Source organism: Methylobacterium terricola, from assembly GCF_006151805.1.
In the GTDB taxonomy this organism is placed as follows: domain Bacteria; phylum Pseudomonadota; class Alphaproteobacteria; order Rhizobiales; family Beijerinckiaceae; genus Methylobacterium; species Methylobacterium terricola.
On record NZ_VDDA01000063.1, the window covers coordinates 1 to 12,500 of the forward strand.

Genomic DNA, 12,500 nt, shown 5'->3' on the forward strand with positions numbered 1-12,500 from the left:
CTGATCGTGTGAGCACCGAAACGTCAGACCAGCATCATCCTACTCACGATCCAGGCCGAAACCCGGATCCGCAGGGACGACGCCGTCCACGCTTCTCTTTCTCGTATGCACTTGTCAAAGAGCGGCCCGGTCGGAACCGGGGTATCATCAGCGACGACAGGACCAGCGCCTGACCAAGGTCAGGCTCGCCGGCCCAGACTGTCGAAGAGATAGTTCAGCGCCCGGTCCGCTGTCGCGGCCGGCGCCGATGGGTGGGGTATATGACCGGCTCTCCGGCCCGTCAACCCCTGTCCGAGACTTTCGCGATGCGCCCCCTCCCCTCCCCGCCCAAGGATGTCTCGGGGGCGGCGCAGAGCCAGTGTCGCATCGCATCGAAGGTCCGGGTCGCCGCAGCGACGATGGTGTCGGAATCGCCGGCCAGTGCCTCCTCGGCGAGGCGCTGGCGGAACGCTTTCCACATCGGTCCGGTCTCGCGACCATGGGCGGCGTAGTAGCGGCAGCCATCCTCCGGCGAGAGGCCGAGCTGACGGCCGATCCGCTTGGCGATCACTTGTCCGCCGAGGGTCGAGCCCTCAAGCACGTAGAGCACGCCGAATGCCTGATGGCGATCGGACGGCAGGGGCATGGAGACAGCCCGGGGCAGCGCGTCGATGGCCGCCTCGTCGAGACCGAGGACGCGCAGATCGGCGGCGAGATGTCCGAGGCGCCGGCGCGGGTCGAAGAAGGCCGGATCCCGCACGGCGTCGGCGAGGGCCGGCTCCAGCACGACGTGGAGCCCCCAGAACCGGACCAGCAGCGCGCGGTAGCCGCCGCGGGTCGTGACGCGCGTCTCCCAGGCGAGATCGCGCTCGATCGCCTCGTGCGCCTCCCGCGTCTCCGCCCGCAGGCGTTCCAGGATCGGACTAACCGGGATCTCGCTCACGCCGTGACCGTGAAGCAGGCGCCGGGGCGGTTCTCGACCTCGAGCCGCGCGTTGATCTGGTCAAGCATCGCCCGGATCAGCTTCATGCCGAGGCCGGTGCCGCGGGCCGGCGCGTCGGACCAGCCGTCCGGCAATCCCTGGCCGTCGTCGCAGACGGAGAGCCGTACCCGCCCCTCGGTTTCCCCGGTGACGCTGACCGCAACGCGTCCGCCGCTCTCCGCGAAGGCGTACTTGAACGCGTTGGTGATCAGCTCGGTGGCGATCAGCGAGAGCGCCACCGCCTTGCGATAGGGTACCATCAGGCCCGGCTCGGCATCGAGGTCCACGGCATGCCCCTCCCCGGCCATGCCAGCGAGGTCGGCGCAGAGATTCTCGATCGTCTGGCCGAGATCGACCTCCTCGACGCTTTCGGCCTGGTAGAGGCTGTCATGGACCCGCGCCACGCTCATCACCCGGGCCGCGGTCTCGGCGAAGGCCGCCTGCGAGGCCGGATCGGTGACCTGGCGGCGCTGCATCTGCAGGAAGGCCGAGACGATCTGGAGCGAGTTCTTGACCCGGTGGTCGATCTCGCGGGTGAGCAGGTCCTTCTGGGTGAGCAGGCGCTCCTTGTCGGCGAGGAGCCCGGTCAGCTCGGCGATCTTGCGGCGCTGGCGCAGGACGACGCCCTCCACCGCCAGGGCCAGGGCCTCGGCGATGTCGACCTGCCAGGGAGCGAACGGCTCCGAGACGCCGCGGCGCTCCTCGACCCAGCGCTCGAACGAGCGCCGCGGCAGCACCGCCACCGGCCCGCTTCCGGCCAGGACGGGCTTGCGCGGGTCGCCGCCCCAGGTGACCGTGCTCGGGACCTCCGGCCGGAACCACAGCAGCAGGTGGTGCCGCTCCGCATCGACGAAGGCCGCCAGCAGGCCGCTGGCGCATTCGGCGTAGGGTGCGCTCGGCGGGTGGGCGACGGCGAATTCCGCCGTGACGTAGCTGCTGCTTCCCAGCGGAACCGTCATCCGCAGCCAATCGGCGATCTCCAGGATCGCCGCCGACGGTGGGGTCTGGCCGAGACGCCGCACGGAGTCATGCGAGACGGTGGCGGCGCCGCGGGCCTCGAACAGGTCGAGCAGGGTGTGGCGTTGCTCGGTCAGCGCGCTGACGAAATCGTCCGAGCGGGCGAGCTCGCGCACCAGCTCGCTCTCGAGGGCGAGATGGGCCTGCTGCTCCTGCCACAGGCGCCGGCTCTCGAGCTCGTAGACCCGCATCGCGAAAGCGTCGGCGAGGACGGTCGCGGCGGCCCGGGTCTCGGGCGCGACGTAGTGCGGCCGCCGGTGATGGCCGATCATCAGGCCCCAGAGCCGGCCCTCGACCAGGATCGAGACCGACATCGAGCCGTTCACCCCGAGGTTACGCTGGTATTCGAGGTGGATCGGCGACAGGCTGCGGGCCTGGGCGAAGGTGAGGTCGACGGGGGCGTTGGCCGTGGCCGGGGTCGCCACCAGCGGCACCGGCACGTAGTCGCGGTCGATGACGAAGCGGCTCTTCGAGCGGGTATAGAGCGCGCGGGCCTGCGCCGGGATGTCGGAGGCCGGGAAACGCAGGCCGAGAAGGCTGCGGGTCCAGGCCGGATCCTTGTCCTCGGCAATGGCGGCGCCGTTCCAGTCCGGGTCGAACCGGTAGACCAGGATGCAGTCGAACCCGGTCAGCGCCCGGGTCTCGCGCGCCGCTACCGCGGCGGCCTCCTCCAGCGTGACGGCGCCGCGCAGGCGGCCGATCGCCAGCTCGGTGTCGAGCTGGCTCGCAGCGCGAAAATCCTCGGGGTGGGCCGGCGCCAGTTCGAGCTCGACGATGATGCGCTCGCCGTTGCGGTGGGCTACCGCCTCGACCGGCAGGCCGAGGCTGGAGGGCAGCACGACGCGCGCGCGGACGGTGCGGCCGGGATCGACCCCCTCGCCCTGGAGGGTCGCGCGAATCCGGTCGGTGAGGTCGCTGCCGAGCAGCCCGGCGAGATCGTGGCCGAGGGGATCCCGGTCGAGGGCATCGCGCACGTTGCCGCTGCAGGCCGTCACCGTCAGGGTGTCGACATCGGCCGCCACCAGCACGGCATGGGGCTGGATCGCCCCGGGGATATGGATCGGCTCCTGCTCGCACAGGCTCGGATCGACCGGCTCGGCCCGGACCCGCTGGGTCACCGCCGCCTGCACCGCCTCGCGCCGGTGCCCCGGCTCCAGCGCTTCGACCGGCTCGGTGATGATCCAGTAGCGGTCGGGTGCCGCGGCGTGGCGCAGGGTGATCCGCACCTGCATCGGCCGCGGGTCGAACCCGTAGACGAACGAGAACGGGCGGTCGAACCGGCCGCGGCGCACCCCCTCGCGGAATCGGCCGTAGAAATGCGGCAGGTGGGTGCAGGGCGCGACCTCGGTGAAGAAGTTGCGGCCGATCACCCGCTCCGGTGCGCGGCCTGAGAAGACGCTCTCGGCCCGGTTGTAGCGGTGGATGACGCCGGCGCCGTCGATCTGGATCACGCCTTGGCGCAGCGTGTCAAGGTCTCGCGGGGCGAGCGCGTCGAGGTCGATGGTCGAATCCGTGGTCGGGTCGGGCAAGGTCACGGTTGTTCCAAGGGGGCGATGGCCCGGCACGGCCGCGCGTCCGGCGACGGACGGCGCACTTTAACGGCTTCCGGCTCTGAACGAAACCGCAACGGCAGGTCCCGCGGCGCGGCTTTTCGCAACGTCACCGCGTGCCGCCCGTGCGTTCGGCCACCGCCTTCACGGCGCTCTGCAGCCCCTCCTCGAGGGTGGGATGGTAGAATGGCCGGTCGAGGAACGTGGCTGCATGCCAGCCCTCCTGCACGGCGATCACCATCATGTGAGACAGGTGCTCGACCCCCGGGCCGATCATCGCGGCGCCGGTCAGGCGGCCGTCCGGGGCGGCATAGACCCGGATCAGTCCGGCCGCCCGGTCCATCGCCCGGGCGCGGCCCTGGTCGGCAAAGGAGGTTTCCCCGATGATCCAGTCATGGGCCTCCTCGGCGTCGAAGGCCTGGCCGATCGCTGCGATCTGTGGATCGGTGAAGACGAGGCTGTAGGCCGGCCAGGGCGGTGGCGCCTCGACCTGGGGGAAGCGCGCGGCGTTGCCGCCCGCGATCCAGCCTTGCCGCTGGGCCTCGTGCAGCACCGGGCGCTCGTGATTGGCGTCGCCGGCGAGGAAGATCGGTGCGGTGCCGCATTGGAGCGTGCGCGGGTTGAAGTCCGGCAGGCCGTCCTCGTCGCACGCGATCCCGGCGGCGGCGAGATCGAGGCCGGAGAGGTTCGGCGGCCGACCGGCGGCAGCGAGCACGCGGGAGAACGTGCCGGTCTCCTGCCCGCCCGATTCGAGGCGCCAGGTCAGGCGCACCCCGTCGCCCACGGCCTCGGCCGATTCGACCGTGGCGCCGAGCTTCAGGTCGATCTCGTCCCCGAGCAGGGACGCGGCGCAAGCGGCAATCTTCGGGTCGCGGATCCCGCCGATCGACCCGGCGGGGTCGAGGAGAGTCACCTGGACGCCGAGACGGGTCATGGCCTGGGCGATTTCGAGCCCGACCGCGCCGGCCCCGAGAACCGCGAGGGACTCGGGCAGGGTCTCGATCTCGAACAGGGTGTCGGTGGTGAGCACGCGGTCGGCGACCGGCCGCAGGGGCGGTGGCAGGCTCGGGCTGGAGCCGGTGGCGACGACCACGGAGCCTGCGGCGATCCGGGTGTGGTCGTCGACGATGAGCGTGGTCGGGTCGGCGAAGCGCGCGGTGCCGGTGACGCGCAACTCCTCCGGAATCGCGTCGAGACCCGAGAAGACCGAGGCGACGAAGTCGTCGCGCAACGCCCGCACCCGCTGCATCACTGCCCGGCCGTCGATCCGCACCTCGCCGGCGACGACGCCGAAGGGTTGCGCCTCGCGGGCGTCATGGGCGGCGCGCGCCGCCTCGATCAGGAGCTTCGAGGGCATGCAGCCGACCCGGGCGCAGGTCGTGCCGCCGGGACCGCGCTCGATCAGGACGGCGCGGGCCCCCGCCTTGGTGGCCGCGCCGTGCGCCGCGATGCCGGCCGTGCCGGCCCCGATGATCGCCACGTCGCAGGCCAGTTCACGCATCGCTGTATCCCTCGAACCGACCGGCGCGGCGCGGGGGAGCGACGTGGCGGATATGACGTTTGGGAAACCCGATCGCGAGCGATTCGTTCCGACGCATCAGGATTCCGCCGCCGATATCCTGACTTCCTTCCTAGACCGGCGGGCGATCGCAGCGCCGTCGGACGCCACTCCGGGGCTTCGGCTTCCCGCATGATCGGCGGCGAGCCGGGCCCCGCCGGACGATGCCCTACGCGGCCTCCCCCTCGGCGAGCAGGCGGCCGACGAAGCCGGCGAGGCCGACCTGGCGCTCGCGGCGCAGGTGCTCGGCGGCGAGGATCGCCTCCAGGGTCTTGAATGAGCGGTCGAGGTCGTCGTTGACCAGGACGTAATCGTATTCGGACCAGCGCTCGATCTCGGTGCGGGCGTTGAGCAGGCGCCGCTCGATCGTCTCGGCGGAATCCTCGGCCCGGCGCTCGAGGCGGCGGCGCAGCTCGGCCATGCTGGGCGGCAGGATGAAGATGGTGACGACGTCGTCGCGCAGCTTGGCGCGCACCTGGCGGGTGCCCTGGTAGTCGATGTCGAAGATCATGTCGCGGCCGGCGGCGAGCGCCCGCTCCACGGGGCTACGGGGCGTGCCGTAATAGTTGCCGTGCACCTCGGCCCATTCGAGCAGGTCGTCGCGCTCGCGCAAGGACTCGAAGGCACCGCGATCGATGAAGCGGTAATGCTGACCGTCGATCTCGGACGGGCGGCGCGCCCGGGTGGTGACCGAGACCGAGAGTTCGAGGCCCCATTCGGGGCGCTGGGCGAGCGCCCGGGTCAGGGTGGTCTTGCCCGCGCCGGACGGCGAGGAGAGGATCAGCACCAGGCCCCGGCGCGCCACCGGTGCGTTCAGGAGTTCGGAGCCCACGGTCGATGCCATCGCGTTGCTTCATCCTCTGGCCGGCGTGACACCGGCCCTTGCCGCCACGGGGCGGTCCTTCGTCCCGTGATCCTCCCCAATGCCGCCGGCTCGGCGATGGCGCAACCGGAGAGATGATGCCGGGCCGGGGACAAATGTCCCCTACTCGACGTTCTGGACCTGCTCGCGGAACTGCTCGACCACCGCCTTGAGATCGAGGCCGATGCGCGACAGCGACACGTCGTTGGCCTTGGCGCACAGGGTGTTGGCCTCGCGGCCGAGCTCCTGGGCCAGGAAGTCGAGGCGGCGCCCGACCGCACCCCCGGTCGAGAGCAGGTCGCGGGCGGCGGCGATGTGGACGCGCAGGCGGTCGATCTCCTCGCGCACGTCGGCGCGGGCAGCGAGCAGCACCGCCTCCTGATGCAGGCGTGCGGGATAGAGGCTAGCGGCCTCCATGAGCGCCGCGACCTGCGCGGCGAGGCGGGCCTTCACCGCCTCCGGCTTGCGCGCCGGGCAGGCCTCCGCCGCCTCCACCAGCCCGGCCATGGCATCGAGCTGGCCGCCGACGATGCCGGCGAGCGCCCGGCCCTCGGCCCGGCGGCCCTCCGCCAGCGCCTCGACCAGGCGGCCGGCCGCCGCCGCGAGGTCGCGGCGCAGGGCGTCGTCGTCGCCGGTCTCCTCCTCGACCTCGATCACGCCGCGGATCCCGAGGAGCCCGTCCACGGAGGGAAGCGTGATGCCGAGCGGCATCGGGACACGGGTCACGGATTCGGCGAGGGCGGCGAGCAGCGCCTCGTTGATCCGCACCCGCGGCGCCGCCTCCAGGCGCGAGAGGGTCAAGGTCAGATGGCAGGTCCCGCGCGTGACCCGCTTCTGCACCAGGGCGCGGGCCTCCTCGCCGACGGAATCGAGGCCGGTCGGCACTCGCACCCGGACCTCGAGCCCGCGGCCGTTGACGCTCTTGAGTTCCCAGGCCCAGTGCGCGGGCCCGGTGCTCCCGGCCTCGCGGGCGAAACCGGTCATGCTGGCGATGGACATCAAGGCGCTCTCAGCAGATTTCACGAGAGGGGTGTCCGGCGTTGCGGCAAGGAGCTGCGACAAAACAGGAGCTTGAGCGGACGACGCGGTGGCCTGCCGCGCGTCGTCCGCCGGGAGGTCAACGCGACCCGGGCGCGGTCCTCGGCTGCGACAGGACCGGGACGGTCTTGGGCGAGTTCAGGTCGAAGGTCTTGTTGCGCAAGGGATCGCGGGCCGTCCCCTCGGAGGCGTCGAAGGCGCGCGAGCGCGCCCCGTTCGCGTCACTGCCGTCATAGGCCATGGGCGCGCCGGGCAGGCTCGTGCGCGACGGCAGGGCCGCCGGATCGGCCTGCGGCGGCGGCTCGACCTTGTCGACGCCGACCGTCGAGCCCGGATCGGCGGCGGCCTTCGCCTTCTCGACCTGGCGCCAGCGGGCGACGTTGCGGTTATGCGCCTCGAGGGTCTCGGCGAAGACGTGGCCGCCGGTCCCGTCGGCGACGAAGAACAGATCCTTGGTGCGCGACGGGTTGGCGACCGCCTCGAGCGCCGCGCGGCCCGGATTGGCGATCGGCCCGGGCGGCAGGCCCTCGATGGCGTAGGTGTTGTAGGGCGTCACCCGGTCGATCTCCGAGCGCAGGATGCCGCGCCCGAGGGTGCCGCGGCCACCGACGAGGCCGTACACGATGGTCGGGTCCGATTGCAGCCGCATCCGCTTCTGGAGCCGGTTGACGAAGACCCCGGCGACCCGCGGGCGCTCGTCGGCCCGGCCGGTCTCCTTCTCGACGATCGAGGCCAGGGTGACCATCTCCTGGGGCGTGCGTACCGGCACGTCGGGCGAGCGGCGGGCCCAGATCTGGTTCAGCACCTCGCGCTGCTTGGTGCGCATCAGGTTGAGGATCTTCTGGCGCGAGTCGCCGCGCTCGAACTTGTAGGTGTCGGGGAGCAGCGAGCCCTCGGGCGGGGTCTCGTTGATGTCGCCGGTCAGCACGTCGTTGTCGTTGAGACGGGCGACGATCTGCTCGCTGGTCAGGCCCTCCGGAAAGGTGATGGCGTGCTGGACCGGCCGGCCCTGGACCAGGACGTCGACGACGTCGTCGATGCTGGCATGGGCCTTGAAGTTGTACTCGCCGGCCTTCAGCGCCGCCTTCCGGCCGAAGCGGGCGGTCAGCTCGAACAGCATCGGATGGGCGATCACGCCCTCGCGCTTGAGGAGTTCCGCCATCTCGCCGACGCTGGAGCGCGGCACCACCACGACCTTGTCGGCGGGGAGCGGGCCGGCCTCGTTGGTCTGGCGCTCCAGCACGACGATGCCCAGGATGGCGCCAAGCCCGAGGATGACGAACAGGGTCAGGAAACCGCTCACCGCGGAGAGCAGGCCGCCGCGCTCGCGCACCGGCTTCTCCGGCGGGGGCGGGGCGGCCGTTGGCTTGATGGCCTCGCTCGGGCTGCGCGGGGCGAGCCGGTTCGGCTGGCTGACCGGCTCCGGCGCGCTCGGCGCCGGTTCCTGCGTCTTCGATCTGCGAAACATGGCGGTCCTGTCGTGGCGCGTCCGGGAAGCCGGCCGGTGGACGCGCGTGCCGGCCCGATGGGGCGGGAAGCGATCGAGACCCTAGCAAGTTTTATGGCGAAATGGAGCCGGTGCGTGCCGGCGGCCACAGACGGAAAAGCCCCCCCGCCGGGGGCGAGAGGGGCTTTCGAGATCGCGGTGTTCGGAAAGCCGGGTCGTCGCACCCGGCATCCAGGCTTCAGACGCGCCGCAGGATCAGCGAGGCGTTGGTGCCGCCGAAGCCGAAGGAGTTCGACAGGGCGATGTCGACGTTCCGCTGCTGCGCCTTGTGCGGCACGAGGTCGATCGCGGTCTCGACCGACGGGTTGTCGAGGTTGAGTGTCGGCGGCACGACGCCGTCGCGGATGGCGAGCACCGAGAAGATCGCCTCGATCGCGCCGGCGGCGCCGAGCAGGTGGCCGGTGGCGGACTTGGTCGAGGACATCGCCACGTCGGTGGCGTTGCCGAGCAGGCGCTCGACCGCCTTCAGCTCGAGCTCGTCGCCGAGCGGCGTCGAGGTGCCGTGGGCGTTGATGTAGTCGATCTCGGACGGGTCGATCCCGGCGCGCTTCACCGCCGCGCTCATGCAGCGATAGGCGCCGTCGCCGTCCGGCGAGGGCGAGGTGATGTGGTAGGCGTCGCCCGAGAGGCCGTAGCCGATCACCTCGGCGTAGATCTTGGCGCCGCGCGCCTTGGCGTGCTCGTATTCCTCGAGCACCACCACGCCGGCGCCCTCGCCCATCACGAAGCCGTCGCGGTCGCGGTCGTAGGGGCGGGAGGCGCGCTGCGGCTCCTCGTTGAAGCCGGTCGAGAGCGCCCGGCAGGCGGCGAAGCCCGCGAGCGAGAGCCGGTTGATCGGCGATTCGGCGCCGCCGGCCAGCATCACGTCGGCGTCGCCGAGCGCGACGAGGCGCGCGGCGTCGCCGATGGCGTGCGCGCCGGTCGAGCAGGCCGTCACCACGGCGTGGTTCGGGCCCTTCAGGCCGTGGGCGATCGAGACCTGGCCGGAGGCCAGGTTGATGATCCGGCCCGGGATGAAGAACGGCGAGATCCGCCGCGGCCCCTTCTCGAACAGCGTCACCGAGGCATCGTAGATGCCGCCGATGCCGCCGATGCCCGAGCCGATGAGGACGCCGGTGGCGCACTGATCCTCGTGCGAGGTCGGGTGCCAGCCGGCGTCGTCGAGCGCCTGGCCGGCCGCCGCCATCGCGTAGACGATGAAGGGGTCGACCTTGCGCTGCTCCTTGGCTTCCATCCACCGGTCGGGATTGAAGGTGCCGTCGCTGCCGTCGCCGAGGGGGATCGAGCAGGCGATCTTGCACGCCAGATCCGACACGTCGAAGGCCTCGACGCGGGCGGCACCGCTTTGCCCCTCGATGAGGCGGCTCCACGTGACGTCGACGCTGCTGCCCAGCGGCGACACCATCCCGAGGCCCGTGACGACGACTCGACGCATCGCGTTATCCCGACCCGATCCCATGACGGAAGCGTATTACCTTTTCAGTGGAGGAACGCGGCGATCAGCCGGCGTTCTTCTCGAGGAACTTGATCGCGTCGCCGACCGTCTGGATCGTCTCGGCGGCGTCGTCCGGGATCTCGACGTTGAACTCCTCCTCGAACGCCATCACCAGCTCGACCGTGTCGAGGCTGTCGGCGCCCAGATCGTCGATGAAGTTCGCGTTCGGGGTCACCTTCTCGGGCTCGACGCCCAGGTGATCGACGACGATCTTCTTCACCCGGTCCGCGATATCGCTCATCGTGTAGGTCCTTAAGTTACTGCTCGTGGAACTTGTTCGGGGCCGCCGCGTGCGGGCGGTGCCCCGGGGAAGGTCGTGATGCGGCCGGGAGCACCGGTCGCGCATGTCGTGGAAAAGCCGCGGACGGCCGATCCGTCAATCCCCTTGCACGGCCGGCGGGTGCTTAACACAGGGATTTAGCCCTGGCGAGGGCCGCTTCACCTCCGGTTAAGAAACCGTGCCACCCGCCCGGGGCGTGTGTCCGGCAAGCCCCGGCCGAGACGCCGGTTCCCGCGGATCGGCCTAGAACATCGCCATGCCGCCATTGACGTGCAGGGTATGCCCGGTGACGTAGGCCGCCTCGTCGGAGGCCAGATACACCGCCGCCGCGGCGATCTCGGCGCCCTCGCCGAGGCGCCCCATCGGCACCGTGGCGAGGATGCCCTCGCGCTGCTTGTCGTTCAGCACGTCGGTCATCGGCGAGGTGATGAAGCCCGGCGCGATGCAGTTCACGGTGATCTTGCGGCTCGCCACCTCGGCGGCGAGCGCCTTGGTGAGGCCGACGAGGCCTGCCTTGGCGGCGGCATAGTTGCCCTGGCCGGCATTGCCGGTGGAGCCGACCACCGAGCCGACATTGACGATGCGGCCGTAGCGGCGCTTCATCATGCCCTTCACCGCCGCCCGCGACAGCCGGAACGCCGCCGTCAGGTTCACGGCGATCACGCTGTCCCACTCCTCGTCCTTCATCCGCAGGAAGAGGTTGTCGCGGGTGATGCCGGCATTGTTGACCAGCACGTCGAGGCCGCCGAGGGCCGCTTCGGCCGCCGGCACCAGGGCCTCCACCGCCGCGGTGTCGGACAGGTTGGCCTCGAGGACGTGGACGCGCTCGCCGAGTTCGCCCGCGAGGGCCTCCAGCGCCTCGCGCCGCGTGCCGGAGACCGCCACGTGGGCGCCCTGCGCGTGCAGGGCCCGGGCGATGGCACCGCCGAGGCCGCCGGTGGCGCCGGTGACGAGGGCCTTGCGGCCGCTGAGGTCGAACATGGAGACCGTCTTTCTCAGAGCGTGAAGGCCGCGACCTCGGCCGAGGTGCCGACCGGCGTGGCGCTCGTCCCCGCCGCGATGCGCTTGACGAGGCCCGACAGCACCTTGCCGGTGCCGATCTCGTGGAAGGTGTCGACGCCGGAGGCCGCCATCGCGGCGACGCATTCGCGCCAGCGCACGGTGCCGGTGACCTGCTCGACGAGCGCGGCGCGGATCGCCGCCGGCTCGCCGATCGGGGCGGCAAGCACGTTCGCCATCACCGGGACGGTGGCGGGGCGAAGGTCGACGGCGGCCAGCGCCTCGCGCATCGCCTCGGCGGCGGGCGCCATCAGGCTGCAATGGAACGGAGCGGAGACGTTCAGCATCACCGCGCGCTTCGCGCCGCGCCCCTGCGCCAGGGCGACCGCCCGCTCGACCGCGGCGCGGTGGCCCGAGACGACCACCTGGCCGGCGCCGTTGTCGTTGGCGACATCGCACACTTCGGATTGTCCTGCCTCGCCCCGGCGGGCCTCCGCCGCGACCTCGGTCGCCGCCTCGACGTCGAGGCCGAGCAAGGCCGCCATGGCGCCCGAGCCGACCGGCACCGCCTTCTGCATCGCCGCGCCGCGCAGGCGCAGCAGGCGGGCCGCGTCCGAGAGCGACAGGCTGCCGGCGGCGGCGAGCGCGCTGTACTCGCCGAGCGAGTGGCCGGCGACGTAGGCGACGTCGCGGGACAGATCGAGGCCGCGCTCGGCCTCCAGCACCCGCAGCACCGCGAGGCTCGAGGCCATCAGGGCCGGCTGGGCGTTGGCGGTGAGGGTCAGCTCCTCCGCCGGGCCCTCGAACATCAGCCGCGAGAGGTGCTGGCCCAGGGCCTCGTCGACCTCGGCGAAGACCGCGCGGGCGGCGGCGTGGTCCTGAGCGAGGGCCGAGCCCATGCCGACGGCCTGGCTGCCCTGGCCCGGAAAGATGAAGGCGCGCGACACGTGCGGGGTGCTTCCTGCCCTGAGTTGGCGATGCGGCTGCGGGACGCAGCGATTGGGCGGCGCCAGTCGCAGAGCGGCCGCCGCTAGTCAAGCGTGGCCGGAGCGCAAAAAGATCCGCCTCTCCGCGAAGGCCGGCGCCGCCGGGCCGGCCTTCGCTCGCGTCAGAGCCTGTTTGACTGATTGAGCCAGTCGCGCGTTGTCGTTGGCAGGAGGAGCCGATGTGGACGCAGGCGGATCGCGATCTCTACAAGGACGACGGCCGTCGCTATCCGAGTGACCTGACGGA

10 protein-coding genes are annotated in these 12,500 nt (G+C 71.5%); all 10 read right to left on the reverse strand.

The genetic code is table 11. From position 1 onward, the window contains the following. Window positions 1–280: 280 nt before the first annotated feature. Complete coding sequence (locus tag FF100_RS35805; protein WP_246102767.1) at window positions 281–922, reverse strand: biliverdin-producing heme oxygenase; 642 nt, start codon at window positions 920–922, stop codon at window positions 281–283. Then, complete coding sequence (locus FF100_RS35810; RefSeq protein WP_425463389.1) at window positions 919–3,513, reverse strand: histidine kinase dimerization/phosphoacceptor domain -containing protein; 2,595 nt, start codon at window positions 3,511–3,513, stop codon at window positions 919–921. Before FF100_RS35810 ends, FF100_RS35805 begins: the two co-directional genes overlap by 4 nt. 124 nt (window positions 3,514–3,637) lie before the next feature. Then, window positions 3,638–5,029, reverse strand: coding sequence for a dihydrolipoyl dehydrogenase (locus FF100_RS35815; RefSeq protein ID WP_139040756.1), 1,392 nt, complete (start codon window positions 5,027–5,029; stop codon window positions 3,638–3,640). A gap of 226 nt (window positions 5,030–5,255) precedes the next feature. Then, entirely contained in the window at window positions 5,256–5,930 is a 675-nt protein-coding gene (gmk, locus tag FF100_RS35820) for a guanylate kinase (RefSeq protein WP_139040757.1), read from the reverse strand. A gap of 141 nt (window positions 5,931–6,071) precedes the next feature. Beyond that, window positions 6,072–6,947 carry a YicC/YloC family endoribonuclease gene (locus FF100_RS35825; protein WP_139040758.1) on the reverse strand — a complete coding sequence of 292 codons (876 nt, stop codon included), beginning with the start codon at window positions 6,945–6,947 and terminating at the stop codon, window positions 6,072–6,074. 118 nt (window positions 6,948–7,065) lie between these two features. Further along, the gene (gene mltG, locus FF100_RS35830; RefSeq protein WP_139040759.1) at window positions 7,066–8,454 is read right to left on the reverse strand and encodes an endolytic transglycosylase MltG; all 1,389 of its coding nucleotides are present in this window, start codon (window positions 8,452–8,454) and stop codon (window positions 7,066–7,068) included. 217 nt (window positions 8,455–8,671) lie between these two features. Then, entirely contained in the window at window positions 8,672–9,928 is a 1,257-nt protein-coding gene (gene fabF, locus FF100_RS35835) for a beta-ketoacyl-ACP synthase II (protein ID WP_139040760.1), read from the reverse strand. Window positions 9,929–9,992: 64 nt separating this feature from the next. Further along, entirely contained in the window at window positions 9,993–10,229 is a 237-nt protein-coding gene (locus FF100_RS35840) for an acyl carrier protein (RefSeq protein ID WP_048430877.1), read from the reverse strand. Window positions 10,230–10,511: 282 nt separating this feature from the next. After that, window positions 10,512–11,249 carry a 3-oxoacyl-[acyl-carrier-protein] reductase gene (fabG, locus tag FF100_RS35845; RefSeq protein ID WP_139040761.1) on the reverse strand — a complete coding sequence of 246 codons (738 nt, stop codon included), beginning with the start codon at window positions 11,247–11,249 and terminating at the stop codon, window positions 10,512–10,514. Between the two features lie 14 nt (window positions 11,250–11,263). Then, window positions 11,264–12,214 (reverse strand): ACP S-malonyltransferase, encoded by a 951-nt coding sequence (gene fabD / locus FF100_RS35850; RefSeq protein WP_139040762.1) that lies wholly within the window; start codon window positions 12,212–12,214, stop codon window positions 11,264–11,266. Window positions 12,215–12,500: the final 286 nt, after the last annotated feature.